At 39.5% G+C, this 26,936-nt stretch carries 22 protein-coding genes and 2 pseudogenes; 3 read left to right on the top strand and 21 right to left on the bottom strand.

Annotated features, from left to right (window positions below; translation table 11 throughout):
- The 10 genes from tagD to rexB form a co-directional block, all read right to left on the bottom strand.
- Positions 1 to 399, bottom strand: a complete 399-nt coding sequence (gene tagD / locus RN80_RS06535) for a glycerol-3-phosphate cytidylyltransferase (RefSeq protein ID WP_060628355.1) — start codon at positions 397 to 399, stop codon at positions 1 to 3.
- Positions 396 to 1,229, bottom strand: a complete 834-nt coding sequence (locus tag RN80_RS06530) for a glycosyltransferase (RefSeq protein ID WP_060628353.1) — start codon at positions 1,227 to 1,229, stop codon at positions 396 to 398. The genes tagD and RN80_RS06530 overlap by 4 nt, the downstream gene beginning before the upstream one ends.
- A 16-nt stretch (positions 1,230 to 1,245) precedes the next feature.
- Positions 1,246 to 2,346, bottom strand: coding sequence for an EpsG family protein (locus RN80_RS06525; protein WP_060628351.1), 1,101 nt, complete (start codon positions 2,344 to 2,346; stop codon positions 1,246 to 1,248).
- Positions 2,347 to 2,376: 30 nt separating this feature from the next.
- On the bottom strand, positions 2,377 to 3,030 hold the full coding sequence (locus RN80_RS06520; protein WP_045611653.1) for a CpsD/CapB family tyrosine-protein kinase: 654 nt from the start codon (positions 3,028 to 3,030) through the stop codon (positions 2,377 to 2,379).
- Position 3,031: 1 nt separating this feature from the next.
- Complete coding sequence (locus RN80_RS06515; RefSeq protein WP_045611656.1) at positions 3,032 to 3,736, bottom strand: YveK family protein; 705 nt, start codon at positions 3,734 to 3,736, stop codon at positions 3,032 to 3,034.
- 42 nt (positions 3,737 to 3,778) lie between these two features.
- Positions 3,779 to 4,354, bottom strand: a complete 576-nt coding sequence (locus RN80_RS06510; RefSeq protein WP_052691054.1) for a sugar transferase — start codon at positions 4,352 to 4,354, stop codon at positions 3,779 to 3,781.
- Between the two features lie 229 nt (positions 4,355 to 4,583).
- Entirely contained in the window at positions 4,584 to 5,315 is a 732-nt protein-coding gene (gene cps4B / locus RN80_RS06505; protein WP_060628350.1) for a capsular polysaccharide biosynthesis protein Cps4B, read from the bottom strand.
- A gap of 305 nt (positions 5,316 to 5,620) precedes the next feature.
- Complete coding sequence (locus RN80_RS06500; protein WP_060628348.1) at positions 5,621 to 6,799, bottom strand: hypothetical protein; 1,179 nt, start codon at positions 6,797 to 6,799, stop codon at positions 5,621 to 5,623.
- Positions 6,800 to 7,013: 214 nt separating this feature from the next.
- Positions 7,014 to 10,664: a helicase-exonuclease AddAB subunit AddA gene (addA, locus tag RN80_RS06495; RefSeq protein WP_060628346.1), complete on the bottom strand. Its 3,651-nt coding sequence runs from the start codon at positions 10,662 to 10,664 to the stop codon at positions 7,014 to 7,016.
- Positions 10,661 to 13,936 carry an ATP-dependent nuclease subunit B gene (gene rexB, locus RN80_RS06490; protein WP_060628765.1) on the bottom strand — a complete coding sequence of 1,092 codons (3,276 nt, stop codon included), beginning with the start codon at positions 13,934 to 13,936 and terminating at the stop codon, positions 10,661 to 10,663. The genes addA and rexB overlap by 4 nt, the downstream gene beginning before the upstream one ends.
- Before the next feature lie 117 nt (positions 13,937 to 14,053).
- Here rexB and RN80_RS06485 point away from each other — a divergent pair, with 117 nt between their 5' ends.
- The 3 genes from RN80_RS06485 (at position 14,054) to RN80_RS06475 (ending at position 16,676) form a co-directional block, all read left to right on the top strand.
- A complete protein-coding gene (locus RN80_RS06485) occupies positions 14,054 to 14,863 on the top strand; it encodes a Cof-type HAD-IIB family hydrolase (protein WP_060628344.1) in 810 nt (269 codons plus the stop codon).
- A 141-nt stretch (positions 14,864 to 15,004) separates the two neighbouring features.
- A complete protein-coding gene (locus tag RN80_RS06480; RefSeq protein ID WP_060628342.1) occupies positions 15,005 to 15,913 on the top strand; it encodes an ATP-binding cassette domain-containing protein in 909 nt (302 codons plus the stop codon).
- Positions 15,914 to 15,923: 10 nt separating this feature from the next.
- A complete protein-coding gene (locus RN80_RS06475; RefSeq protein WP_060628341.1) occupies positions 15,924 to 16,676 on the top strand; it encodes an ABC transporter permease in 753 nt (250 codons plus the stop codon).
- A 40-nt stretch (positions 16,677 to 16,716) separates the two neighbouring features.
- Here the strand turns inward: RN80_RS06475 and RN80_RS06470 are convergent, their stop codons facing one another.
- The 11 genes and pseudogenes from RN80_RS06470 to RN80_RS06425 all read right to left on the bottom strand — a co-directional run bounded on the left by RN80_RS06470 (position 16,717) and on the right by RN80_RS06425 (position 26,861).
- The gene (locus tag RN80_RS06470) at positions 16,717 to 17,595 is read right to left on the bottom strand and encodes a sensor histidine kinase (protein WP_060628339.1); all 879 of its coding nucleotides are present in this window, start codon (positions 17,593 to 17,595) and stop codon (positions 16,717 to 16,719) included.
- Positions 17,592 to 18,293: a response regulator transcription factor gene (locus RN80_RS06465; RefSeq protein ID WP_060628337.1), complete on the bottom strand. Its 702-nt coding sequence runs from the start codon at positions 18,291 to 18,293 to the stop codon at positions 17,592 to 17,594. The genes RN80_RS06470 and RN80_RS06465 overlap by 4 nt, the downstream gene beginning before the upstream one ends.
- Before the next feature lie 190 nt (positions 18,294 to 18,483).
- Positions 18,484 to 19,359, bottom strand: coding sequence for an N-carbamoylputrescine amidase (gene aguB, locus RN80_RS06460; RefSeq protein ID WP_060628335.1), 876 nt, complete (start codon positions 19,357 to 19,359; stop codon positions 18,484 to 18,486).
- Positions 19,360 to 19,368: 9 nt separating this feature from the next.
- Positions 19,369 to 20,454: an agmatine deiminase gene (gene aguA, locus RN80_RS06455; RefSeq protein ID WP_060628333.1), complete on the bottom strand. Its 1,086-nt coding sequence runs from the start codon at positions 20,452 to 20,454 to the stop codon at positions 19,369 to 19,371.
- Positions 20,451 to 21,578, bottom strand: coding sequence for a carboxynorspermidine decarboxylase (nspC, locus tag RN80_RS06450; RefSeq protein ID WP_060628331.1), 1,128 nt, complete (start codon positions 21,576 to 21,578; stop codon positions 20,451 to 20,453). The genes aguA and nspC overlap by 4 nt, the downstream gene beginning before the upstream one ends.
- Positions 21,578 to 22,837, bottom strand: a complete 1,260-nt coding sequence (locus tag RN80_RS06445) for a saccharopine dehydrogenase family protein (protein WP_060628329.1) — start codon at positions 22,835 to 22,837, stop codon at positions 21,578 to 21,580. The genes nspC and RN80_RS06445 overlap by 1 nt, the downstream gene beginning before the upstream one ends.
- The gene (speE, locus tag RN80_RS06440; protein WP_000366729.1) at positions 22,834 to 23,694 is read right to left on the bottom strand and encodes a polyamine aminopropyltransferase; all 861 of its coding nucleotides are present in this window, start codon (positions 23,692 to 23,694) and stop codon (positions 22,834 to 22,836) included. The genes RN80_RS06445 and speE overlap by 4 nt, the downstream gene beginning before the upstream one ends.
- A complete protein-coding gene (locus RN80_RS06435) occupies positions 23,695 to 25,155 on the bottom strand; it encodes an aminotransferase class I/II-fold pyridoxal phosphate-dependent enzyme (RefSeq protein ID WP_060628327.1) in 1,461 nt (486 codons plus the stop codon).
- Between the two features lie 561 nt (positions 25,156 to 25,716).
- Positions 25,717 to 25,812, bottom strand: a pseudogene (locus tag RN80_RS09765) (type II toxin-antitoxin system death-on-curing family toxin); the annotation flags it as partial.
- Positions 25,813 to 25,830: 18 nt separating this feature from the next.
- Positions 25,831 to 26,546: pseudogene (locus tag RN80_RS06430) on the bottom strand (alpha/beta hydrolase).
- Between the two features lie 3 nt (positions 26,547 to 26,549).
- Positions 26,550 to 26,861 carry a hypothetical protein gene (locus RN80_RS06425; protein WP_060628325.1) on the bottom strand — a complete coding sequence of 104 codons (312 nt, stop codon included), beginning with the start codon at positions 26,859 to 26,861 and terminating at the stop codon, positions 26,550 to 26,552.
- Positions 26,862 to 26,936: the final 75 nt, after the last annotated feature.

Here is a 26,936-nt window from a genome sequence, read left to right as displayed (position 1 = left end):
CTAGTTCCCTTGATTCAAATCATTCTTTATCTTAGAAGTTGAAATTTCTTTTGTTCGTGATAGGTAAACAACCTCTATTCCCAAATCACTTAAATAATCAAATTTTCCCTGCCAATCATCTCCAATGACAAACACATCAGCATGATACTTTTCTATGTCTGAGATTTTTTGATCCCAATTTTCTTCTGGTATGACGAGATCCACATATCTGATAGCCTCTAATAGAGATTTTCTTTCTTCGTAATCAAAATAACATTCTTTATTTTTTTCTAGCCTATTAAATTCATTGGTAGAAAGCCCGACAATGAGATAATCTCCCAACGCTTTTGCTCTTTTTAAAAGATTAATATGACCGTAATGCAATAAATCAAATGTTCCGTATGTAATGACTCTCTTCATAACTTCCTAACCACCTCTACATTTTCTCTCATATTTTTCTTATAGACCCATTTCCTAATTGAATTTGGAAGAATTCGAATCGCATTACGAAGGAAAATATTTCTAAATAATTCTACTAGAGTAATATCTCTTCTGCGATAAAAATCTAATTGGAGCATAAAGTCCGTCTTTACATACAAGAAACCACCTCTCCTCAGATAGCTAGAATCGTTTGTCTGCATGACTACTAAAGGTTCCTGGATATTCAAAAAATCCTTAGTTGGATTATCGTGTAACAATCTCATTGTGAGGTCATAATCCTCTAGGTAACGGAATTTACGATAATTACCAGCCTTCAAGATATATTTTTTTTTCATCATACTCGATGGATTATTAAAGGGATTTCTCATTTTCGAATATTGACGAATTTCGGCTGTAGTTTCTGGTACTTTCTTTAAGGCGGTAAACTCTGTATTTTTCTCTAGGATATTGGAACCAACCATGATGAGGTTGGGATTTTTTTCAAAGGCTGCTGCTTGCTTTTCAAACCTTGTTTCTAGAGAATAATCATCACTGTCCATTCTAGCAATGAATTCTGTTTGGCATTGATTGACTCCAAAGAGAGAGGCTGGTCCTGAGCCTAAGTTCTCAGGTAAATGAAAAACCTTTAAAATTGGAATCTCTCTCTGTAACTTTTGGATTTCTATTTCTAACTCTTCAGTCAATTCGCCATCACAAACTAAAATGATTTCTGTCGGTTTAAGGGTCTGTTGATAAGAACTTAGTAAACTTTTCCTTAAATTTGTAGGAGTCTCTTTTTTATAGACTGTCGTTAGAACTGAAAATTTCATTTTATAACTCCTAAACCTAATTTCCAAATAACCAATCAACAATAACTGAACGGTAGGGAACGACATGGTACCAGTCAGCTTTAAAATAAACAATGACTAGAAAGATTGAAGCGTAAACCAATATCATCAAATAAAATAAAATCCATTGAACTTTTTTGTCACCTATTTTAGATAAAATCATAGGGATATATAGGCAAATAAAGGGGGTAAAATAGTGTGCGAATCTGCCAAAAAGACTTGTTTGCAAAGTTGACGCAGTAAATAAAAAGGAGATAAAGAACAAAGTTCTTATAAATTCTTCTTCAGTCGATAACTTCAGTTTTCTAATCACTAATTCACCAAAGACCAGAACGATACCATACCAAATTGTTAAAAATACAGGTGCCCATTTATTGCTTTCCAAAAACCATGATGATTCCAGATAGGAAGTATACTGAGGGAAGAAAGAAATAAAGATAGTTGCAATTTGTTTGATAAAAGGTAAGATGATTAGAAATGCAAGGAACACAAATTGGTATATTCTTTTATTTAAAACGATTTTTTTAAGGGGGAAAAACAAGAGGCAGACGATACCAGATGTATGAAATAAGGGAGTTAGTAAGATAAATACCCATGCTAAAATCTTCTTGTTTTTTACTACGTAGTGAAACCCTAAAAAACTTAAAGCGATCGCTAGACCTTGTCTGATATTTGATAAAGAATAAAAAAAGAGTCCTAACGAGCTGAAGTAAATCAGTAAACTCATGTAAACATTTTTAGAATGCTTATAAAGCACAAGAAACCAGGCAATTAAAGTTATAAAGGCATAGGAAAATAATAAAAATGGATAGTGCTCACTAAAGTTTCTTAGGAAAATATTACTTACTAAATAACCAAGTTCAAATCGAGAACGAAATAGATTTGATAAATCCGGAAGTTGTAAATGATTCGATTCAAAAATATGGATATAAGTTCCTAAGTCTCCTCCGACGCTAGAAGTACGAAAACCCGCAATGATTAAAAAAAAGAAAAAAGTCGGAAGAACAAGGAAACCTAACTCTTTTACTTTATCCTCATATTTTAATGAGAAAAAGGCAAGGAAAGAGATATAGACGAACATTAAAAGATAGATTGTCATTTTTTCTCTCCTGCCTTTCAAATAGTTAGTTTAATAATAGTAATAATAGGTATCTTTATGTGAATCAATTTTATTCATTATCACACCAAGTAGTCTAGCTCCAACATGGTCTAATCTTCTTTTTGCTTCTATTATTTGTCGTCGTTTTGATTTTTTGATATCTACTACCAGAAGGGTAGCATCCGAAATACTGGCTAAAACTTGGGCATCAGTTGCTGCTAGCAAGGGAGGTGTATCGATAATGACATAGTCATAAAAATCCTCAAATGCTTTAAGTGTTTCATCCATAGAAGAACTAGCTAACATCTCAGAAGGATTAGGCGGAACAGGTCCTGAAGTCAGTACATCTAAATTCACATCATTTATCGTCAAATGATTAATAGAATCTACTCCTGACTTCTTTAATAGAAAGGTACTGAGTCCTTCAGTGTTATTTAGCTCGGTTAATTTATGTTGAGTTGGTTTACGCATATCCGCGTCTATGATAATCACTCTTTTCCCCTGTTGGGCCAAAGAAGCGGCAAGATTGATACTGACTTCACTCTTGCCTTCATTGGGGTTGGCACTTGTAACGACAATGATTTTAATATTTTTTCCAAATTCTGAGAACTGAAGATTACTCCTTAAAGTTCTAAAGGACTCAGCTACGATGGATTTACTGTTATGAATAACTTCGATATGCATGTCACTCACCTCTTCTCTTTCTCTCTATAGTTGGAATCATCCCGAGAACAGGTGTTCCCACTAACTCTTCCAAGTCTTCGTAAGAATCAATCGAATCACTCAGTACATATTTGATGAAAATAACATTAAATCCTACAAAAGAAAATACTAGAATAGATACAAGAAGATTCTTCCATAGAACGGGATAAACTGGAGAATCACTTCCCAGTGCTTCTGTAACAACTGACAAGTTGTCGCGCCCTAATCTATCTGCTGTAAATTTCTTGTACTGAGACACATACTCTTTAATATAACGTTCAGCTAAATTTCGATCTAGTCCTCTCACTGTTATTGTGACCAACTGAGAACCTGAGTCATTTGTTAATTTAACAGACTTGATTTTTGAAATTTCATCTGGTGATAAGCTTAATGCTTTATTGGTCTCATCTTTTACAGGGGGAAGATCTGCTATCTCTAAATAAGTCTTAGCTTGTCTTTGAAAGAGGTTTATAGCTTCAATCGTTTGCGCATCATTATTTTGCCCATTTGTTTGACTTGAAGTGTTCTTCATTATGAGCTTAGAGGATACACTGTATATAGGAGAAATGATAAAAACAGTATATAGACCAACTGCTGTCGTCCCTACTATAGTAAATAGAAGTAAAAATAGTAGTTTGCTTTTTATCAAAGAAAAAACTCTATTAATATTTTTATTAAAAATAGTCATATTATTGTTTGTTTCCTTTTATTTATTTTTTCTTTCTTAGAACTACCTAGATCCGTTCCCGGTAACCATCACTTTAATTGTTTTTAATAGTATAAGAAAATCTAACTTGATACTTTCGTGATTGATATAGAATAGATCGTAGACTAATTTATCTTTAGGAGTTAATTCATAACCACCATTTACTTGAGCCCATCCTGTGATTCCTGGGCGGACAGCTAAACGTTCATTAAAATTAGGGATATCTTTCAAAAATTCATTGATAAACTCTGGTCGTTCTGGTCGTGGTCCAATAATGGACATCTCACCTTTAATTACATTAATGATTTGTGGTAATTCATCAATTCGTGTTTTACGAATAAAACGTCCAACTTTTGTAATGCGTGTATCATTTTTGCTCGCCCATTTATGACCATTCTTTTCAGCATCTTGATACATGGATCGGAGTTTATAAATTGAAAAACTTTGTCCATTTAAACCAATTCGTTCTTGTATATAAATAGGATTACCACTTGATTCGATTACAATAAAGATACATGCTATTAAACAAATCGGGATAATTAATAGTAATGAGGGTATAGAAATTAGAAGACCTATAATTCTCTTAATTCTCCTATACATAAGCATCATTCTCCTAGAAAAAACTAAGGCGCACACATATATATGCGTGCGCCACTCACTACGTTGATGCATATATATATATATATAGTCCTGAGTATAAAAAGCTAGAACTAATAAAAATATGTATATTTACCAAGAATTAAATCATACAGTTCAATATAACATAAAAAAATAAGATTTTCAAGCTTACGTGATTAAAATACAGGAAATATACCTAAATTAAATGTTGCTAAATATTTTTGTTCGATATAATCAACTGAGGATTTACTAAAAATAATTCTTCTGCTCTTTCCTTTCCATACTGATGACTAATTGCGTCAAATGCTTGCTTCATATATGGTGGTCTTGAGCTTAGATTATGCATATCGCTAGCCACACAGTGAACTAGATTATAGGATAGAAAATACTGAGCTCTTTTTTTGAGTAAGCGATACTTATCCCCAAACATTTTAGGCTTAAGAACACTTGAACTATTTATTTGAGTATAACATCCCATATCTATCAGCTCTTTAACTCTTTTTTCATTTTTTTCTAGTTCAGCATAGCGTTCAATATGGGCAATGACAGGTCTAATACCTAACAATAAAACTTTATTTACTGCATTGCGGATTTCCCAATAGGGGGTGGTCGGGCTGAATTCAATCAAAGCATATTGTGTATCGTTCAGAGTAGGAATCTGCTTGCTTTCCAATTTGTCAAGAGCATCTTGGGTGAAGTATATTTCAGCTCCATATAAAAGAGTTAAGTCAGGCAGTTCTTTCTTAGCAAGTGCTTGAACCTCTTTAAAGTTGGTCATAATTGTATCTTCTGGAGTTTCAAACATATTTTTACGACGATGTGAAGTGGATACAATTGTACGAACTCCCTGTGAAAAAGCTTCTTTCAGAAGAGCTAGGCTTTCTTCAATTGTGCTTGGTCCATCATCTACACCAAAAACAATGTGAGAGTGGATATCAATCATGTAATATTTCCTTATATAATAGAGTTTTAGTTACTGTAATAAATAATTCCTGCATTTATATATAAGTATTTAGAATAACCTATAAATATTGGTTTATACAGTTTGTTTTCCTGATGTTATTATACTACGAAACATTAAAATAAGCTACTTATAATTAAGTCTCTCATAATATTTTAAAAGTTATCCAGTATAATAAAGCATATATAAATAAGCGTGTTTTGTTTTCGAATAAATCTGTTGAGAATAATAATGACACTGACTATTAAAACTAACACCTACCATGGCATTTCCATGGCAGGTGTTACTTATATCAATAATCGTTCTAAAAATGGTTTGATGCAGTTGAGAAGAATTCCATCTATCCAGCTTTCTTGTGCTGAGGATAGATGTTCTGTCTGAAGGCTTTCTTTTAAGAAGTCTCGGACTTGTTCTGGTGAGATTTCAAACTCAAAAGCTTTCATTTTATAGAAAAAGTTGATGAGATGATCTGACAGGTATTGGGTTGAAAAGGGAACTTCTCCACTTTTTCGATATTCTAATAAGAGTCGAGCAAATCGGGATTTTTCTTCAGGAAGGTCACGAAAATAGGAATTGAGGAGCCAAGTCTGCTTCTGTTTTCTTTCAACTGGATCCTGACTCGCAATTCGTTGGTCTTTTTCCAGCTCTTTTTGATATTGTTTGGCCTTGATGGCCCGTTCTGTTCTATTTTTACCAAAAAGAATTTTCTCCCATTTGCGTTCTTCTTGAGTCAGGGTTTCTGTAAAACCAAAATAATCTTGATAAGCCCGCTCTGCTGGGCCCATGGCTAGAACTAGATTGTCTGCATACTGCTTGGCTATTTTATCCCTCTTCTTGCGCTCTTTCTCTGCCTGAATACGGAGTTCTTGTTCGTAGTCAATTTTCTCCTTACCTAGCTTGACAAGGTAGAGTTGGTCATCTGGTTTTCCAAGTAAAAAGGGTTTGATACACTTTTCAAGGACTTCTTCCATCCGAGCCTTTTTCTTGGGCTCTGCCTTAGTCCAACTTCCTCCCTGAAAGACTTCTAAGAAAAGCTGGTAGTCACTCTCAGGCGCAAATTGATTGCCACGATTGGGTTTGAAAACACCTTTTTCCCAGAGCCATTTTAGAAGTCGCTCGTCAAAGTCACTTTTATTGACCTTGATTTTTTCCTTTTTCTGGGCTTTTCTGGTCAGATTTTCAACCTTTCTGAGCAGTTTTTCTTCCTCTTCCAGTTGCTGGTCAAGGGTCAATCGATGAAAATGACGAACACAGTCGCTACCAATCGGAAAGAGGCGTTGACCTGTGACACCGTTAAAGAGTTCGTAGGCGTACTTGATGGCATTTCCACAGACACAATTGCTACGGCCGATACCGTTAAAAATCAAGGAAACTTCATTCCATTCCTTGGTAGCTTGTTCCCAAGTATCAGCTTTTGAAGCCTGTAAAACCGCATCATGCAGGGATTTTCTAACTGGAAGTGTCATGAGGTCTCCTTTCTAATACTCAATGAAAATCAAAGAGCAAACTAGGAAGCTAGCCACAGGTTGCTCAAAACACAGTTTTGAGGTTGTAGATAAGACTGACGAAGTCAGCTCAAAACACAGTTTTGAGGTTGTGGATAGAACTGACGAAGTCAGTAACCATATCTACAGCAAGCTGAAGCTGACGTGGTTTGAAGAGATTTTCGAAGAGTATAAATTATACTTTTACAACTTGAACCTCGTCTTTACCGAGTAAAATCAAGTATTTTTCAATATTTTCAATCGAATAGGATCGTGATAAAGCTTCTCCGTATAGGGATAACTGACCACGATAGCGGTCTACGAGTTGACTCGGTTCATCATAGCGGTCTGTCTTATAGTCAAACAGAACAATTTTATCTTCGTAAAGTAGATAGCCATCAAGGATACCACGGACAACGAAGTCTTCCTGACTCTTTTGGTCTCGTTTGAGCATGGAAAAAGGTTGCTCGCGATAAAGATGGTTGGTATTAGCGAGAATTTCCTGACCGAGTGCTGTGTCAAAGAATGCAAGAATTTTAGCAAGATTGATCTTGTCTCTGACAGCTTGGCTAGTTTGAACTTGTTTGAGAGTTTCTGTCAGGCTAGCAAGAGTTGGTCGCTGACTGAGATCCATTCTCTGCATGAGTTCGTGGGTGGCACTACCAATCTCAGCTCCTGTTACCTTTTCTTTGGTTGAAAAATCTGGCAAATCAAAGTTGATTTTCTTGTCTACTGACTGTCCTTGACTTGCAATCTCAACACCTTCCATATCCATAACAGGTTCGTAGAATTTCTTGATTTGACTTGGGGTTTGAACACTAGGAAGTTCAATGGCTGCGCGGTGAAGAGTATTATAAACTTCAACTTCTTTCAGCATTTCAAGAGCTTCTTTAATGGTATTTGACTGACGATTGTCTGCTTGGGAGCTATCTTGGAGAGGACTTTTGTTTTCCAACTCTCCGATAGATTCTCTAGTCAGCTGATCTTCACCAACAAAACGATAGCTAAAGTTGAGATGATCCTTGGCAAACACTTTAATGATAGCCCAAATCCAATCTTGGAAATTCTTGGCTTGAAGTCTAGTGTTGCTATTTAGTTTTCCATTTTTAGCTGCTGGGTATTCCTTGGCTTCCAGCTTTTCACGAGAACCCTTACCGATAAGATAGAGCTTTTTCTCAGCCCGTGTCATAGCAACATACAGCAGACGCATCTGCTCTGAATAGCTTGCCAGCTGTAATTCCTCTTCGTTCTGCCTATAGGTCAAGCTAGGAATGGAGAGTTTGATGGTTTTAGGATAGTGATCTTCCACTGCTCCTGTCTCCATTTTGGCAATATATTTGACACCTAGACCGTTTTTACGACTGAGAATGACCTCTGACATGCTGTCTTGCTTGTTGAAATCTTGATCCATATTGAGGATAAAGACGTAAGGAAACTCTAGCCCTTTACTTTTGTGGATGGTAATGAGCTCTACTGCATCTTTTGGCGGTGCGACAGCCACGCTTGCCAAATCGTGCTGAGCTTCTAAAACTTGGTTAATCATACCAATAAAACGCGACAAGCCTTTGAAATTGCTCTTTTCAAATTGATCAGCACGCAGAGCTAGTGCATAGAGATTAGCCTGTCTAGCAAGACCATTTGGTAAAGCCCCCACATAATCATAATAAAAACGGTCGTTATAAATCTTCCAAATCAAGTCATATAGGGAGTGGGTTTTGGCATACAGGCGCCAAGAAACCAAGATATCCATGAATTGCTTTAGTTTCTCAGCTAGAGCTGAGTGAATCAAGACTTTTTGGCTACTTACCATTTTTTGTGCATTGACCAGTTTCTCATAGAGATTTTCTTGGACTTTATCCTCCGCTTTCTGAAGAGATAAACGTGCTAACTCGTCCTCATCAAAGCCAAACATTGGAGACTTCATAAGGGCAACCAAGGCATAGTCTTGCAGGGGATTATGAATGACACGAAGAGTGTCTAGCATGACTTGCACTTCTAGGGATTGGAGATAATTGTTTTGCTCTCCGTCGGTTTTAACAGGAATCCCGTACTCAGACAGGGCGAGAAGAATCTGGTCATTACGACTGCGGCTGGAGGTCAGAAGGGCGATTTCTTTAAAGGCAACACCTTGTTCCTGATGAAGTTTAAGGATTTCCTTGATAACTAAGCGCATTTCCCCTGTTAATTTCGTTTCTGCTTGGCTCTCTTCTTCCTCGCCTGTATCGTCCTTGTCGTAGATGAGAAATTCTGCCTTGTTGTCTGGATTGGGAGTCAGTTTGGTATTGGCAAAAACAAGCTGGTGCATGTTATCATAGTTGATTTCGCCGACCTCTTGGTCCATGAGACGTTCAAAGACATCATTGGTTGCTGACAGCACTTCTGAACTGCTACGGAAATTTTCCTTGAGGAGAATCAGCTTTCCTTCTTGGGAATCTTGCGCATAGCGTTGGAACTTTTCATTGAAAATCTGCGGGTCTGCTTGACGAAAACGATAGATGGACTGCTTGATATCCCCCACCATAAAGCGATTGTGACCATTAGACAGCAATTCCAGCATCCGTTCTTGAATATGGTTGGTATCCTGATACTCATCGACCATGACTTCATGGAAGCGCTCCTGATAAGCCTCACGAACTTGTGGGAAATTCTCTAAAATCTCAATGGTGTAATGGCTGATATCAGCGAATTCAAAGGCATTTTCCTGACGTTTACGCTGACGATAAGCTTCTACAAAATCACTCATGAAGGCTTGGAAGGTTTTAGCTAATCCCCATGTATCTCCATGATAACGTTCTTGATAGTCGAGAATGGTTATCTTGTCTGACAGTTGTCCTAGTTTAGCAAACTGTGCCTTTCTTTCTTCGTTGTAGGCATCAGCAAGAGGTTTCAAATCAGCCTTACGACTGGCATTAGTCAGAGCTCGACCATTTTTTTCCTTAGAGATTGCGACAACACGCGCAAGCACCGTTTGATAAGCCTGACTATCGGACTCTTGATTCAAGGAGCCGATTTCATCCAGAATCAACTGAACATTTTCTAAATAGGCAGCCTTGGGAAACTCCTTGGCATCATTATCCAGATGGTAACGGAAAAAGCTTTCCAAATCCCAAAGGGCTTGTTGGATTTGTGTGGTCAGTTTTTCTTTTTCACTGCTAAAATCAGCTTTTTCAAAGCCTTTGAGGAAAGATTCACTTAACCATTTCTGAGGATTGCTGGTGGATTGGAGGAAGTCATAGATTTTATAGACTTGCTGGCGCAGCCCCCGTTCGTCTTTGCCACGCCCTGCAAAATTTTTCAGCAAATGACTAAAGGTCTCTTTCTGTTTGCCTTGGTAATGGGCTTCAAATACCTCATGAAAGACTTCGTTTTTTAGAAGGAGTTGCTCGCTCTGGTTTTGTAAAATACGGAAATTAGGCGCAATATCAATCAGATAGCCATGTTTACCAAGGAATTTTTGTGTGAAAGAGTCCATGGTTCCGATGGCAGCGTTGGGTAGATCAGCCAACTGACGACCCAAGTGTTGTTTGAGGTCAACATCGCCACTTTCTTGAATTTGTTGGCTGATTTTTTTCTCTAAACGTTCCTTAAGCTCTGTGGCAGCCTTAACGGTAAAGGTGGAGATAAAGAGTTGACTGATTTCCACACCACGCGCCAATTGGTCTAGAATACGCTCGGCCATGACAAAGGTCTTCCCAGAACCAGCCGACGCTGAAACCAGGATATTTTGACCAGAAGTGTAGATGGCTTCGATTTGTTCGGCAGTTTTCTTTTGTTCCTTGCTCGAATGCGCTTCTGCTTCTTGCAATTTTTGAATTTCCTTCTCAGTTAAAAAGGGAATAGGCTTCATCGATTCAACTCCTCTCTTATTTTTTCAAACCAAGCTTGCTTGAGTTTTTCTCCGACCAGACGCTTGCCATCAGCTAAGTCCAACTTTTCTAGGAAACGAGCTTGACCTAGGTGGTAATTGGCTTCAAAGCCTGTGATGGCTTGGTGTTGCTGAACGTAGGGGGCAATACTTCTGCCATTTTCTGTATAAGGATTAATGGCAAACTGGCCTGCTAAAATTTTCTCAGCTGCTTTCTTGTAAAGATGGGCATTGTAGTCCAGTAGGAGCTGGAATTCCTCATCTGTCAGCTGATTAGCCTTGTTTTTGTTGTAAAATTCGCCCAAATGACTGCTTTCTTTTTCTAAAAAGAGTCCTTGGTATTTCATAGATTTGCTGGCTTCTACTACTGCACCTGCCAGACTTTTAACGGCCATCAGAGATTGGACAGGTTCAGCCATTTCCAAGTACATGGCACCAAAAAAGTTCTGCTCCCCTTCTCTTTTTAGTGCAGCTAAGTAAGTTGGCAACTGGGAATTGAGCCCATTAAAGAAATGAGGAAACTGGAACTGAGTTAGACTGGATTTGTAGTCTACCACTCCAATCGCTCCATCAGCTTTCAATCGGTCAATGCGGTCCACCTTGCCTCGTACAAAGACACTGCGACCATTGTCCAATTGAATAAAGGCCTGCTCTTTTCCACCAAAATTTGCCTCTTCTTTAATGGTTTCGATGGCTGGATTATGGCGGAGAATGTGTCCAGTCGTCCGTGCAACATCAAGCAGAACTTCCTTAGTAAACTGGGCTTCCAAACTTTCTTGGTATATAGCTTCAAATTCCCGTTCCTGACCGGTTTCGTGGATAGCTTGTTCTAGACGTTTGTCAAAGGATTCTTTGTCAGGCAACTGCAAGGCGCGTTCAAAAATGCGGTGTAAAAAATTCCCATGACTACGAGCATCTGGACGCAGGCGCAATTCCTCCTGCAAGCCTAACACGTAGCGGAGGAAATAACTGTATTGGTTCCGGTAAAACTCCGTCAAACCAGATGTAGACAGGTAAAATTCCTGTTCAGCAGGATAGAGAGCCTGTAAGGTGTCCTTAGCCAACTGCTTACTGCTTGGACTGGTTGGGAGGGCTGGATTTTCCAGACTTTGCTGGTCTAGTTTTTTACCCATGACACGCGCCAGAACCTTAATAAAGGTCAAATCTTGCTCAGTCTCACTCGTCTCGCCCTGCTGGTGATAGGCAACCAGACTGGACAAAAGACTGTGATAGGACCCCATATCTTCCTTAGACAGCCCTTTGTGATTCATCCTCCTCTCTTTTCGACTAAATCCCAAATGAATCAGCTCTTGAAGATAGGCAGATTCCTTGCTTTCACTTTCGTTAAAAAGGCTTGGAGCCGACAAGACCAACTGCTTACGAGCAGAATTGACCAAGGAAAGCATAGTATAGCGATTTTTCTTGAGGTTTTCACTGCTAGCAATCAGCAATTGCGCCCCATCTTCTGTCGCTTGGTTTAGACTCTGTCTTTCTTCGTCTGTCAAAAGACTGGTGTTTTGCGCAATTTTTGGTAAATTGTCCTGAGTCAGCCCAATGGCATAGACAAAGTCAGCCGTCAGTGGTGCAATCAAATCGTAACTCTGCACCAGGACAGTGTCCACTGTTGCTGGAATGGTACGGTATTGGGACAAACTAATTCCAGAATGGAGCAAGGCTAGAAAGTCCTCTAGATTAACTTGCGAACCAGCAAAAACAGTCGCAAATTGTTCTAAAACATGACAGAAAGCCTTCCAAACTTCGGCCTGTCTTTCCTGCTCTACAGCTTCCATAGTGGCTGTCAAATCTTGTAACTGCTTAGTTACTGCTCCTTCTTTTAGAAAGGCATTCCACTTTTGCAAGAGGTTTTCAGCCTTTTGTTTTCGGCTGGCAAACAGAGTTTCAAGAGGTGTTAAAATACGCAGACGAAGAGCATTTAAACGCTCTAAATCAAATTTTCCATGGTGGGATTTGTTGAAGGCTTGCTGAAAGGCTGGTAAGCCATTGATACCAAGATAGCGGATATATTGCTCAAATGCGTCAATATCAGCCTGACTAAGGTCGGTATATAAACCCGTTCTGAGGAGGTTAATCAAATCTTCCTGACGGAAACGATAGCGTTTTAAAGCCAAGGTAGACTCGACAAACTGTGTCAAAGGGTGATGGGCCATGGATTCGCTTCTACCAAGATAGAAAGGAATCTGGTACTGGTCAAAAATGGTTTTAAGAGATAACTGATAAGAAGCCACATCCCCCAAGAGAATACGAAAATGCTTGTAACTCAGATTTGAGTTCTCGTGTAATTTCTGACGAATGCTACGGGCTACTAGCTCCAACTCCTCCTTTTGCGTCAAGTAAGACCAGATTTGTAAGTTGTCACGGTCCTTCTCATCGACATTCAATGTTAATTCTGAAAAGTCATAAGAAGACTCCAGCAAACGAGAGGCCTTGTCAAAGCTGTCCATCTTCTCATGAGTTTGAGAATAATCCTGGGCAGGTGTTTGGTATTTAAAGGCTAGATGATGGAGAAACTCCACACTGGCTTGGTATAGATTGCCCTCGCTAAAAGGGCTAGTATAGGCTTTCTTACTAGCATAGGCTCCAATGACAATCTCAACACCCTTGCCGTGAAGTACGTCCACAATCCGCTCTTCCTCAGCAGAAAAACGGGTAAATCCATCAATAACCAAGGCGATTTGAGTAAAATCACTACTAACTTTGTCATTCTCAATAGCCTCAATCAAATGGGACAATTGACTTCCCTGAGCCAACTGACCTTGATTGAGATAAGCCGTTACCTTCTCAAAAATCAAGAGTAAATCGGCCCTCTTGTCCTCATCCGTCAAACTCTCCAAGTCCAAAAAACTCATCTGAGCTTTGGTCATCTCGTGGTAAAGCTCAATCAACTGCTGGATAAACTGAGGATCCTGCTTGATGGCTCCATAAACGCGTAAATCCTTAGGATCAAGTTTGGCAAGGCATTTGTAAAAGGCCATCCCAAGACCAATATCATCTAGACTGGTCTTAGCAGGCAAGTCATTCAAAATCAGGTAACGAGCCATTTGAGCAAAGCGCGTGACGGTAATCGCAAAAGAAGCCTGCTGGGGTAAACATTCCAGTACAGATCGTTCCTTTTCAAAAGAAAGAGAGTTAGGAGCGATATAGAAAACCCGCTTGCCAGCAGCAACTAGCTCCTCTGCCTCTCTAGTTAGAATTTCTGTTAAAGAAGTCCGAATATCAGTATAAAGTAATTTCATCTCTGCCTCGTTGGAATTTTTCATTACCTTTTATTATACCATGATTAGCCCGAAGATTCCTCCTCCTTTCCTCCAAAATATGCTATAATAATACCAAAAGATAAAGAAGGAAGACCTATGATTAAACTACTAGCCTTGGATATGGACGGAACCCTCCTAAATGAAGCCAAGGAAATCCCACAAGCTCACATTACTGCCATTCACCAAGCCATTGAAAAAGGTGTCAAACTGGTTCTCTGTACTGGTCGTCCTCTCTTCGGAGTTCTTCCTTACTACAAGAAACTTGGTCTTGATTTGCAAAATGAATACGTTATTGTCAATAACGGTTGCTCAACCCACCAGACAAGTGATTGGAGTCTGGTTGATTGGCAAGAACTCAGTCCAGCAGATATCGAGTACCTCTATGACCTAGCTGAAAAAAGTGATGTTCAGTTGACTCTTTTTGATGAGGAGCATTATTTTGTCCTCGGTGGCAAGCCTAATGAAATTGTTCAAAATGATGCCAAGCTGGTCTTTTCGGACCTGACTGAAATTTCTCTTGAGGAAGCGACTAGTGGTAAGTATCGTATGTTCCAAGGTATGTTTTTAGGAACAAAAGAACAAACAGACGATTTTGAGCAGTGTTTTGCTGAGGAACTCTGCCAACTATTTAGTGGAGTTCGTTCGCAGCCTGTCATTTATGAAGCTATGCCACTTGGTACGACCAAGGCTACTGCTCTTTCTCGACTAGCAAATATTTTGAAGATTGATTCCTCAGAAATCATGGCCATGGGCGATGCTAATAACGATATCGAAATGCTCCAGTTTGCAGGACTTGGGATTGCAATGGGAAATGCCAGCGATTATGTCAAATCCCTTGCGGATGACGTTACAGCAAGCAACGAAGAAGACGGCGTTGCGCGTGCCATTGAGAAATATATTTTATAATTAAGAAGCCCAGTTCATATCAACTGGGTTTTGATATTTAAGAATTCCTAAAACTTTAGAAACTCTTTAGAAATGCTTGAGCTTTCTTTGATTTCTATGCTTTATACTAAAGTTAACAAAATAAATCAAAAGGAGAGAATCATGAAAACAGTACTCGACATTCATGGATTGTCCAAAAACTTTGACAAACAAGCTATTCTTCAGGATCTTCGTCTAACGATAAGAGAGGGAGATATTTATGGACTTATCGGGAAGAATGGAGTTGGGAAGACTACCTTAATCAAAATCATTACGCAACTACTATTTGCGGATAAAGGGACTGTTTCCCTCTTCTCTAGCCAAACGGAAAATGAGTGGACCAAGGCTCTATCTCGAGTAGGTTCTGTTATCGAATCACCCGTAGCCCATAATCACTTAACAGCCTATCAAAATCTGAAATATTACTGTATGATTCGTCATATTCCAAATGCTGATCAAGTTATTCGAGAAACGCTGGACTATGTAGGTTTGACAGATACAGGGAAAAAAGTCTTTCGAGATTTCTCTCTTGGAATGAAACAAAGACTTGGTATTGCCATTGCCCTCCTATCCAAACCAGATTTCCTAATCTTAGATGAACCTATCAATGGTCTCGACCCAATCGGTATCAAAGAATTTCGACTAATGATTCAACGCCTCAATCAAGAACAAGGGATCACCATTCTCATCTCTAGCCATATCTTGTCAGAACTCTACCTCGTAGCTAATCGCTTTGGTATTTTAGATCAAGGAAAGATTATCCGTGAAATCAGCAAAGCGGAATTTGAAACACTAAGTGAGGATTATATTGTCCTTAAGACAGCTGATCAAGAGAAAGCTTGTCAAGTATTAAAAGAACAAATCCAGCTCCAGTTCAAGGTTGTTAATCCTGAAAACGAAATTCACATCTTTGGTCAGGAACAAGATGTCAAACAGATTCTCAAAGAATTAACCTTGTCAGATGTTGCTATTGACGAGATTTACTATGCCCGTCAAAACCTAGAAGAATACTTCACTCAATTGGTCGAATAGGAGGAAAATCATGATACATACCATTCAAGCAGACTTTTACCGTCTTTTCCGTTCCAAAGGATTCTGGATTACAGAATTCGTTCTCTTTGCTCTCATGCTAATGGGAGCAAGTATAGGAGCTACGGGTCATCTGATGGCAATCCAGACAGAAGAACCAGAAATTCCAACCCAAGGTTGGAATGGTGTACAAGCCCTGATCAACGCATCTAGTCAAGGTTCAAACCTCGTTTTTCTCTGCATCATTCTAGCTTGTCTCGTTCTTGGAGTTGATTTAATCGGTAAACTCTATAAAAATAATTTAACAGTGGGTGTCTCTCGTACCGAGTTTTTTCTAGCCAAAGCCTTTGTATTGGCTTGTATTGCACTTTTACAAGTCATCATCTGTCTTGTAATTGCCTTTATTCCAGCAACTATCTTAAATGGATTTGGAACTATGCCTGATGGCTTTATTGGCAATCTACTGGTAACCATTTTCCTTCAATTTCTTTGCCTCCTTGCTTGGCTTTCCATTGTTTCCTTCATTCTCTATGTTAGTCATTCTTATATTGCGGTATTTATTGGTTATTTTGTCAGCTCTATCTTACTTTCTATGCCAATGCTCATTTTTCCAAATATCAAAATTTTACCATATTTATCGTTGCAATTTTTCTATGCTATGACTGCTAATAGTGAATCCATTTTCTATACACTTATAGTTAGCTTAGCTGTTATTGTAATCTTTAATCTAAGTGGACTGACAGTTTTCAAAAAGAAAAGTCTATAAAAAATGACCTCCTCTAGGCTACAGAGGAGGTTTCTTTTTGTTAAAAGTAAATGCAAACTGACAACCATTGCCCATCTGTGCTTAGTTTCATCTCTGCACCAAGAAGATGGCATAATTCCTCAGTGATATAAAGGCCTAAACCAGAGGATTCTTCCGTATCAGATAGATTTTCAGAATAAAAACGGTTGCTGAGATTTTCTATTTTTTTGATGGGCTGTTTGACAAGGTTTGCAATCTCTAAGACAAGCTGTTCCTTTTCCTTTCTCAAGGACAGACGTGCTTCTTCCTTGCCATGTTTGAGGACATTCCCAAGCAGATTTTGTAAAATTCGATCCAGTAAGTCTTCATCAGTCCTCATTTTCAGACCAGCTTCAACCTTAAAATCAAGCGTGATTTTTGCCGCCTGAAAAACATCATAATAAGCCAGAGTCTTTTTGGTGATAAAAGTTGAAAGCTCCACTTCTTCCAGTTTCGGTTTGACAGCTCCTTCCATCAAACGACGATATTCTAGGAGAGCCTCCAAACGTTTGGAAACTAAATCAAGATGCTGGGCTATTTTTTGTAAGGTTTCTGATTTGTCTTCAGGAGACTTCATCAATTGTTGCGTGTAGCCTGAAGCGATAGTCAAAGGTGTCCGAATATCATGGGCGATATTGCTGATGGCCATATCCAGAGTCTGCTTTTCCCTTTTCATCACCAACCGAGATTGTTCCACTTCTTGAAATAGATTTTCAATTTGCTGGTAGAGATGTAAAAAATGTTTGGAAAAAATGCTGACTCCGACTCTTTTCATACTACCCGTGAGAATCTTGTCTTCAATCTGTTGACTCAAGTTTTTAAGTGCTATATGGTAGCGAATCAATGCAATCGATAAAATAATTAGGAGTACTAGTAGGACAAAAATTATCATGTAGGTCATTGCTTGTCTCCTTTTAATCTTACCCCAACGCCCCAGATGGTTTCAATATATTCTTGATTTGGGTCAAGCTGGTTTAATTTTTTACGAAGATTACTCAAATGCGTATTGAGAGTATTATCTCCAGGTAGGTAGCTATCCTCCCAGACCAATTCATAAAGTTCTTCCTTAGTGAAAATTTTCTTTGGATATTTAAGGAGAGTTTGGAGAATCAAGCATTCTTTCTTGGCAAGGCGAATCGTTTCCTGACTATTTTTGATTTCAAAACTTTCGGCATAAAACTGGATATTTTTCAAGTTTTGTGGCAGATTTTCAGTTTTTTCTATTTCCATAGGCTGTTTTTCTACGCTTTGACGTAATTGAACAGTAACTCTAGCAAAGACTTCGTCCAAATCAAAAGGTTTGACTATGTAATCATTGGCACCCTTTAAGAGGTATTGACTGATTAGCTTCTTATCGCTCAAAGCCGTTAGCATAATGACTGGAATTTGACTTTGTTCCCTGATGGCTTTTAAAACCTGATCCCCATTTTTCCCAGGAAGCATGATATCTAGCAAAACGAGTTCAATCCTACCTTGGTCAAAACGCATGATTCCTTCAGTTCCTGAAAAGGCTTGAATCACCTCATGCTCCTCAGTAAGAAGTGTTCGTAAAATCTCTTGAATGTCACTATTGTCTTCAATGACCAATATCCTAGCCATAAATACCAACCTTTCTGCAACTATTATAGCATGTTTTATTGATAAAGCTTAAACAGAAAAGCTCCTCGCATAAAAGCGCGAGAAAGCCTTAGAGGGTTAAAATATAAAATCCACTTACTAGATGACCTAGTATCCCTATAATTACTAGTGAAAACGAGTCTAGCAGAATAAATCTCTCATTTCTCCCCTACTAGTCCGTAATTCGTTGATACATTTCTGGTCTTCTATCTCGAAACAAGCCCCAGTTTAGGCGCTCGCTTGCTCCCTTGTCTAGGTCATAAGTAGCTAACAGAACAGCTTCTTCTTGTCTTTCAGCTTGCTCTAGAATAGCTCCTGTTTCATCCGTCATAAAAGATGAACCGTAGAAGTCAAGACTGGAACTCTGTCCACCATTTTCCTCGCTTGGAGTGACTTCCTCTAATCCATAACGATTGGCTGCAATAACTGGGACAATATTTGCTGCTGCGTGGCCTTGCATGGTACGTTGCCAATGGCCACAACTATCCGTATCTAGGATAGGCTCAGAGCCAATAGCAGTTGGATAAAAGAGCAATTCTGCCCCATTTAATGCGAGACAGCGGGCTGTTTCAGGGAACCATTGATCCCAACAAATACCGATCCCAATCTTAGCATAACGAGTGTCCCATACCTTGAAACCTGTGTTACCAGGCGTGAAATAGAACTTTTCTTGATAATAATGATCATCTGGTATGTGGGTCTTTCGGTAAACGCCTAGAACTTCCCCATCAGCGTCAATAACTGCAATAGAATTATACAAGACATTGCCATCTTTTTCATAGAAACTGATCGGTAAAACAACTTGTAGTTCCTTAGCAATCACCTTAAAATGCTGAATAGCTGTATTGTCTGTCACCGACTGGGCATGCTGGTAGTAGTCATACTGACGTTCCTGACAGAAATAGGGACGTTCAAACAACTCGGGCAAGAGAATAATTTGTGCGCCTTGTTCTGCAGCCTGACGTACTAAACGTTCTGCGGTTTGGATATTTGTTGCCACATCCTTAGCGCATTGCATCTGAATGGCTGCAACTCTTACATTTCTCATCTTTTTCTCCTATTCTGGGATTTGTTGGGTGATACAGTGGATATTGCCACCACCTAAAAGAATATCTCTGGCTGGTATTCCGACAACTTTACGGTCTGGGAAACACTTACTGAGGATATCTAAGGCTACTTGGTCATTTACGTCTTGAAATTGGGGAACAAGGACAGCCTTGTTGGCGATATAAAAGTTTACGTAGGAAGCTGCTAGTCGTTCACCAGCGTAGCGTTCTTCTTCACCTTCTTCGTAGGAATAACCAGGAAGATCTTCTTCTGTCACAACTTGTCGAACTGCAGGGATAGGCAATTTATGAATGGTGAAGTGACGACCTTTTGCATCTGTTTCTTGCTCTAATAGTTCGAGATCTGCTTTTGACATGGCATACTGAGGATCGCTTTTGTCGTCTGTCCAAGCCAAGACAAGTTCTGCAGGACCAACAAAGGCTGCAACGTTGTCAACGTGTTCATTGGTTTCGTCCTGATAAATACCATAAGGAAGCCAAATAACTTTTTCAGCGCCAAGGCTCTCTAATAAGGTATTCTTAATTTCCTCTTTAGTCAGATGAGGATTGCGACCAAGACTGAGAAGGCAACTTTCAGTTACGATAATGGTTCCTTGACCATCGCTATGTATCGCTCCGCCTTCTAGGACAAAAGGTTTGGCATCATAAACAGGCATTTCCAAGGACTCAGCAAAACGACTGGCTACTTGGTCATCATCTTCATAATCTTGATAAAGACCATCAACAGCACCACCCCAGGCATTGAAAGACCAATCCATGGCTAATTTCTGGCCTTTATCATTGACAAGAATGGTCGGACCTGTATCACGAGCCCAGGCATCATTGGTGGGAATGTCTAGATAAATAACGCTATCTCCAAGGTAGTCTTGGGCTTCAGCTAAGTAGTCTTGGTCCACCAAAAGATAGACTCTTTCTCCTTCTGCTATGGTCTTAATAATCTGGCTGAAAGCTCTTTTAGCAGCTTTACCTTGAAAAGGCCATGATCCTGGTCTTGTAGGCCAGATCATCAAGGTTCCGTGATGGGGTTCGTACTCTGCTGCCATGCGATAGCCCGCTTTTTTCGGAGTTTCTATCATGATAATCTCCCTTTAAAGTCTTGATAGCCGAAGGCTTTGACCAAGCTACAGTCACCCTGTTCGTCCATGAGATAGAGACTTGGCAATCCAATACCATTAAAGGTATTATTTTTGACAAAAGAATAAATGGCCATATCTTCAAAATAAAGTCTGTCTCCGATTTGAACTGGATTTTCAAAGCTATAATCACCAATCACATCGCCTGTCAGACAAGTATTGGAAGAAAGTCTATAGGTATGGGCTTTTTCCTGTGCCTCAAAGCCATTTCTCAAAGGTGGACGATAGGGCATCTCAAGTACATCAGGCATATGGCAGGTCGCAGAGGCATCTAAAACCAAGATTTCCATACCGTTTTCGACAATATCCAATACTTCAGTTGCTAGATAACCTGCATTGAGCGCAATGGCTTCACCCGGCTCGATATAGACTTCAAGATTGTAAGTTTCTCGGATACGCTTGATTTCTGAAATCAGCAAATCCACATCGTAACCTTCTCTTGTGATGTGGTGTCCGCCCCCCATATTGAGCCATTTGACCTCATGTAAGTAAGGACCAAACTGCGCTTCTACTGCTTTCAAAGTTGTCTGTAAATCATCTGCTCCCTGCTCGCAAAGGGTGTGAAAATGAAGACCGTCTACCAATTCCAGCAAATCACTCGGTATCTTGTCTGAAGTTACTCCAAAACGGGAACCAGGTGCACAAGGGTCATAGAGCGCGTGGTCACCTTGAGTTGAACACTGAGGGTTGAGGCGCAAACCAACACTGATACCAGCATCTCGACAACGCGGACCGTGTTTACGCAACTGTCTCTCTGAGTTAAAGACGATATGGTCCGTTATCTCCAGCAATTCTTCCAAGTCTGCATCCTTGAAAGCAGGCGCAAATACATGGACTTCTCCCGGAAATTCTTCTCTAGCTAGCTTAGCTTCATAAAGTCCACTGGCTGTCGTACCTGATAAATACTGGCTAATCAAAGGATAGGTTTTGTAGAGGGAATAAGCCTTCTGGGCAAGTAAAACCTTACAGCCCGCTTCTTCTTGAACATAATGTAGAATACGGCAATTGGCTTCTAATTTGGCTAGGTCAATAACATAGGCTGGTGTTGGTACTTGTTCTAACTTCATCAGTCCACCATTTGTGGATTTTCAACCACAACCCATGGCAAACCATACTCATTCAAAGCTTCCATGAATGGATCTGGATCCAACTCTTCAAGGTTATACACTCCAGCTTGTTTCCAAGTACCGTTCATAACCAATTTTGTCCCAATCATGGCTGGAACGCCTGTCGTGTAAGAAATTGCTTGTGAACCAACTTCTGCGTAACATTCCTGATGGTCACAAACATTGTAGATGTAGATGGTCTTTTCAACGCCATCTTTGACACCTGTAAAGATACATCCGATATTGGTTTTACCTACAGTGCGTGGCCCAAGGCTTGCTGGATCTGGAAGCAAGGCTTTCAAAAATTGAATCGGAACGATGTCTTGTCCATTGAAGTTAATGGTATCCGTACGAAGGAGTCCAACATTTTCCAAGCATTTCATATGCGTTAGATAAGATTGACCAAAGGTCATAAAGAAGCGAATACGTTTAACACCTGGAATGTTCTTGGCCAATGATTCGATTTCTTCATGGTGAAGGAGATACATGTCTTTTTGTCCAACTTGAGGGAAATCGTACTCGCGCTTGATAGACATGGCTTCAACTTCGACCCATTTTCCATCTTCCCAGTAAGAACCTGGAGCAGAAACCTCACGGAGATTAATTTCTGGGTTAAAGTTGGTTGCAAATGGATAACCGTGGTCACCACCATTACAGTCTAAAATGTCGATATAATGGATTTCATCAAAATAGTGTTTGAGGGCGTAAGCAGAAAAGACACTAGTCACACCTGGGTCAAAACCAGAACCAAGAAGAGCGGTCAAGCCAGCCTCTTTGAATTTCTCCTGATAAGCCCATTGCCATGAGTAGTCAAAGTAAGCTGTAAAACCAAGTTCTTTACAACGTTTCTCATAGATGGCACGCCATTCAGGGTCTTCTGTATCCTCTGCTTCGTAGTTGGCTGTATCGATATAGTGAACACCTGTTGCCAAACAAGCATCCATAATGGTTAAATCTTGATAAGGCAGAGCTACGTTCAAAACAGCTTCTGGTTTATAGCTTTCAATCAGGGCAATCACTTCTTCTACCTTGTCAGCATCAAGAGCAGCTGTCTCAATCTTTGTACTTGTTTTGCCTTCCAGTTTAGCCTTCAAGTCATCACATTTTGACTTGGTACGGCTAGCAATCATAATCTCTGCAAAGGTTTCGCTATCTTGACAAATCTTTGAAATAGCAACTTGGGCAACTCCCCCACATCCAATAACTAGTAAACGACTCATTTTTTTCCTTCCTCTTCTTCTAAAATGTCCTCAACATACTTGGGCAACATAAAGGCTCCCACGTGTAAGTTTGCAGTGTAATATTCTGTGAAAAGCTGGCGTTTTTTCCAGCCTTCCTTGTCAAAATCCTTGACAGGGTGGTATTTTTTCGATGCAAATCCAAACAACCAATAACCAGCAGGGCTAGTTGGGATGTGGGCCTGATAGACCCGACTGATTGGAAAGGCTTGATTGACCTTGCGGTGCATGCTTCGACAAGCTGACTCATCTTCGTCAAAGAAGGGACTACCATGCTGGTAAATCATGATGCCGTCTTCTTTCAAGGCTCTATAACTGTTGCCGTAAAATTCCTTGGTAAAGAGCCCTTCCGTATGTCCAAATGGATCTGTCGCATCGTTGATGATAATATCGTAGTCATCTTCACAGTTTCGCAAAAATCGTAGTCCATTTTGGTAGTAAATAGTAACACGAGGATCATCTAGCCCTGAAGCAAAATCTGGGAAATACTCACGACAAACCTCAACTAGCATCTCATCTGGTTCCACAATATCGATTTGCTCCAGTTCAGGATAGAGTGTTAATACTTGAGCAACACCACCGTCACCACCCCCAATAACCAAAACTTTCTTGGGATTGGGATGCACAGCCATGGGAACATGAACGGTCATTTCATTGTAGACAAAATCATCAGCATCTGAGAACAAGACGTGCCCATTTAAAATCAAAATCTTTCCAAAAGCTGGTGTATCCAAGACTTCGATATCCTGCCATTCACTTTTACCAGCGTAGAGTTGCTTGGCTGTTCTCAGGGACAATTTCACATCTGGAGTATGAACTTCAGAAAACCATAAATCCATCTAGTTCTCCTTTCTCTTAATGACGTTGATGTGATTGACCTCAGGATCTTCCGTCCCTTGGAGGGAACAACCACGTTCCTTGGCAAATTGGATATAATCGACAATTTCTCGTGTAATGCGTTCACCAGGAGCCAAGATAGGGATTCCTGGTGGGTAACACATAACAAATTCTCCACAGACTTGTCCAACAGATTCGTCTAAAGACAAACTTTTTCTCTCTGAATAGAAGGCTTCCTGAGGAGATAAAACCAACTCGGGCTGAATATATTCTCCAGCTATCAAGTCCTTCCCATCTCGTGAATAGAGTCTCTTGATATCTGCTAAAGCACCAACTAATCGTTCAATGTCTTGGATACGGTCACCAATCGAAATATAGGCCAAGATATTGCCAATATCACCAAACTCAATCTGAATGTCGTATTCGTCTCGTAAGAGGTCATAAACCTCGATACCTGTTAAGCCAATACCCTGAGTATAAACGGACAGCTTGGTCACATCAAAATCGCAAACGGACACTCCGTCTATTAACTCTTTTGAGTAGGCATAGTAGCCACCGATAGCATTGATTTCACGACGAGCATACTCTGATAACTCAATGACCTTCTCAAACGACTCTTTACCACGAAGAGCCAAGTTGCGACGTGAAATATCCAAACTAGCCATCAACAAGTAAGAGGCGGATGTTGACTGGGTTAGGTTTATAATCTGACGAACGTATTCAGGATTCATCTGCTCCCCGATTAAAAGAAGCGAACTTTGTGTCAAACTCCCACCAGACTTATGCATGGAAACTGCTGCCATATCAGCACCTGCATCCATAGCAGAAATTGGAAGTTTATCAGTAAAATGTAAGTGTGCTCCGTGGGCTTCATCCACTAAAACTAGCATGCCAGCTTCATGAGCCATTTCCGTTAAACCCTTGAGGTCTGAACAAATTCCATAGTAAGTAGGATTGTTAATCAAAATGGCCTTGGCATCTGGATGCTCCTTAATTGCCTGCGCTACTCGGTCATTTTCAAGACCTAAAGCGATACCAATCTTAGGATCCACACTCATCTCGATATAGATGGGAATAGCACCACATAGAACCAGCGCATTGATAGCAGATTTATGGACATTACGTGGCAAAATAATCTTATCTCCAGCCTTGCAGGTGGAAAGAATCATAGTCTGCACCGATGAAGTTGTTCCACCAATCATTAGAAAGGCATGGCTAGCCCCAAAAGCATCTGTAGCCAGCTCCTCTGCATCACGAATAATCGAAATGGGGTGACCAAGATTATCCAAGGGTTTCATAGAATTGACATCAATGCCAACACATTTTTCACCTAACAGTTCGACAAGTTCTGGATTTCCCCGTCCGCGCTTGTGACCTGGAACATCAAAGGGAACAATCCTTTTCTTGCGCAACTTCACCAAGGCCTCATAAATTGGGGCTTGGTTTTGATCTAACTCTTTCAAGACATACTCCTTTACTATATTTTTAGCGCTTCAAGAAGACGAAGACGACTAAAGGTTGACTCATGAAAAAAGAGCAGGTTTTCACCTGCTCTGCAATCTTCTGACGTTTTTATGTTTGTTTCTGTTGAGTATGTCTGTTCCCGATGTTTCCAAACTCTCTAGTAGCAAATATTACGTACTTTATTGATCGTTTCACAAGATGACGTGTGCTTTCACCACACTAAAAATTTATGAATTAGGACAAGTGTCCTAACATCAACTTATAAAAGTAGGCTTTTAACCCTATCAATAATGTGGTTTTTCAACCACGCTTCGGCATTCAACCCTGCCTGTCCGTAGGCATTTTTTACTCGGGTTTATATTTGCTAGAAAACATCATCTCATTTTCTAAGCTTTATTACTATATCATACTTCCAACACTCTGTAAAGTACTTTTTTGAAAAAATATCTATTTTTGTTCGGAAAAATAATATTTTATATAGATTTGTATAAGTTTAATAGTGTGAAAACGGATATAAAAAGAACTAGTCCACTAGTTCTTTTAAATGTATCTTAACGATTAATGGTAACAGAAAAACGATAGCCATTTAATTGTATAAATTTCACCAAAACGAATAAAGCAGTTCGTTTATTAGCATTGGCAAAAACATGCTTTTTTCAAGTAATACAAGTAGCTCATTGAGAATAAGCGAGCCACTCATTAATCATACTAGCGATTTCTTTGGGAGCTTCAGTATAAACTTCATGGCTAACGTTCTCTAGAAAAATAGTATCAAAATAGTCTGGCAATTCTTTTAAGGCTTCCTCTCTCCATGTAGCTTCATTAGGATAGCGAGGACTGATAAACAAAGCATCTCCCACTTCTCTCTTAAAAGCTTGTATTTTCCTCCGTAGGCGGAGGATCGCTTCTATATTTTCATAATTTATAGCCAACTCATATCTATTATACTCGCATTCCAGTGATAGGACTGTCTTACAGCTTTCTCCATATTTTCTGACCAATGCTTTGCTTCAGATTTTTCTTTAGAAATAAGAACATCTAAGTCCGAAACGACTTGAGATTCAATATAGTTTTTAGTTTCCTCTAACTCTGTATCTAAAGGTAAAATCTTATCTAAATCTAGATAGCCACCATCCAAAAGAATCAGTTTTGTCACTTCATAAAATTCCGATGCAAGATAACGCGCCAAATCTCCTCCAAGAGAATGACCTATCAGACATATAGATTCTTCCTCTACAATCTCATTTTTAAACCATGATTTCAACTCTGTTTCATCTTGAAGATGCTTTTCATATGGATTTAGAAAATAAATCTGCGAATTTAGTTCTTGAAAAAAATCCTTGCTATGATAGAAATTGCTTCCCAGACCTCCAATAAAATATTTTTTCATTCTCTACTTAATACTATGCTTATTCATCTTTTGTTCAAAGATAGTCGTGATAATTTGCTGCAATTCTTCGCGTTCTTTTTCTGGAATTTCACCACTTGTTTGAGCTGCTGCGTAGAGCTCAGGGTGTTCAATAGAAATTCGTTTGATCGTACGTGTCGTAGCATGTTTTCTGACGAAAAATGGGATTCTCTTAATCAAGTCTTTTGGTACTAGCGCAAGAATCTTCTCAGCAGTTTCCTTGTCACTAATTTTAGACGTCGTAAGCCCCTTCTTAATCATTTCCTGTTCTTTTTCTGTAAAATCTTTTAATTCCATTCGATTAGTCCTCCTATTTTCTCTAAGTTAAATTATATACCAATTGTAGCAAGACGACAAATAGTCTGTTTGTAA

It is taken from the genome of Streptococcus mitis, from assembly GCF_001281025.1.
Classification (GTDB): domain Bacteria; phylum Bacillota; class Bacilli; order Lactobacillales; family Streptococcaceae; genus Streptococcus; species Streptococcus mitis_AK.
This window is presented reverse-complemented; position numbering and strand designations above follow the sequence as displayed.

Excerpts from the sequence above, each read along its gene's own strand:
- aguB (WP_060628335.1), bottom strand. The coding sequence starts at position 19,359 with ATGAGAAATGTAAGAGTTGCAGCCATTCAGATGCAATGCGCTAAGGAT.
- RN80_RS06445 (WP_060628329.1), bottom strand. The coding sequence starts at position 22,837 with ATGAGTCGTTTACTAGTTATTGGATGTGGGGGAGTTGCCCAAGTTGCT.
- RN80_RS06470 (WP_060628339.1), bottom strand. The coding sequence starts at position 17,595 with ATGACCTACATGATAATTTTTGTCCTACTAGTACTCCTAATTATTTTA.
- RN80_RS06425 (WP_060628325.1), bottom strand. The coding sequence starts at position 26,861 with ATGGAATTAAAAGATTTTACAGAAAAAGAACAGGAAATGATTAAGAAG.
- rexB (WP_060628765.1), bottom strand. The coding sequence starts at position 13,936 with ATGAAATTACTTTATACTGATATTCGGACTTCTTTAACAGAAATTCTA.
- RN80_RS06530 (WP_060628353.1), bottom strand. The coding sequence starts at position 1,229 with ATGAAATTTTCAGTTCTAACGACAGTCTATAAAAAAGAGACTCCTACA.
- RN80_RS06515 (WP_045611656.1), bottom strand. The coding sequence starts at position 3,736 with ATGACTATTTTTAATAAAAATATTAATAGAGTTTTTTCTTTGATAAAA.
- RN80_RS06485 (WP_060628344.1), top strand. The coding sequence starts at position 14,054 with ATGATTAAACTACTAGCCTTGGATATGGACGGAACCCTCCTAAATGAA.
- RN80_RS06475 (WP_060628341.1), top strand. The coding sequence starts at position 15,924 with ATGATACATACCATTCAAGCAGACTTTTACCGTCTTTTCCGTTCCAAA.
- RN80_RS06510 (WP_052691054.1), bottom strand. The coding sequence starts at position 4,354 with ATGTATAGGAGAATTAAGAGAATTATAGGTCTTCTAATTTCTATACCC.
- aguA (WP_060628333.1), bottom strand. The coding sequence starts at position 20,454 with ATGATAGAAACTCCGAAAAAAGCGGGCTATCGCATGGCAGCAGAGTAC.
- tagD (WP_060628355.1), bottom strand. The coding sequence starts at position 399 with ATGAAGAGAGTCATTACATACGGAACATTTGATTTATTGCATTACGGT.
- nspC (WP_060628331.1), bottom strand. The coding sequence starts at position 21,578 with ATGAAGTTAGAACAAGTACCAACACCAGCCTATGTTATTGACCTAGCC.
- speE (WP_000366729.1), bottom strand. The coding sequence starts at position 23,694 with ATGGATTTATGGTTTTCTGAAGTTCATACTCCAGATGTGAAATTGTCC.
- RN80_RS06465 (WP_060628337.1), bottom strand. The coding sequence starts at position 18,293 with ATGGCTAGGATATTGGTCATTGAAGACAATAGTGACATTCAAGAGATT.
- cps4B (WP_060628350.1), bottom strand. The coding sequence starts at position 5,315 with ATGATTGATATCCACTCTCACATTGTTTTTGGTGTAGATGATGGACCA.
- RN80_RS06480 (WP_060628342.1), top strand. The coding sequence starts at position 15,005 with ATGAAAACAGTACTCGACATTCATGGATTGTCCAAAAACTTTGACAAA.
- RN80_RS06520 (WP_045611653.1), bottom strand. The coding sequence starts at position 3,030 with ATGCATATCGAAGTTATTCATAACAGTAAATCCATCGTAGCTGAGTCC.
- RN80_RS06525 (WP_060628351.1), bottom strand. The coding sequence starts at position 2,346 with ATGACAATCTATCTTTTAATGTTCGTCTATATCTCTTTCCTTGCCTTT.
- addA (WP_060628346.1), bottom strand. The coding sequence starts at position 10,664 with ATGAAGCCTATTCCCTTTTTAACTGAGAAGGAAATTCAAAAATTGCAA.
- RN80_RS06500 (WP_060628348.1), bottom strand. The coding sequence starts at position 6,799 with ATGACACTTCCAGTTAGAAAATCCCTGCATGATGCGGTTTTACAGGCT.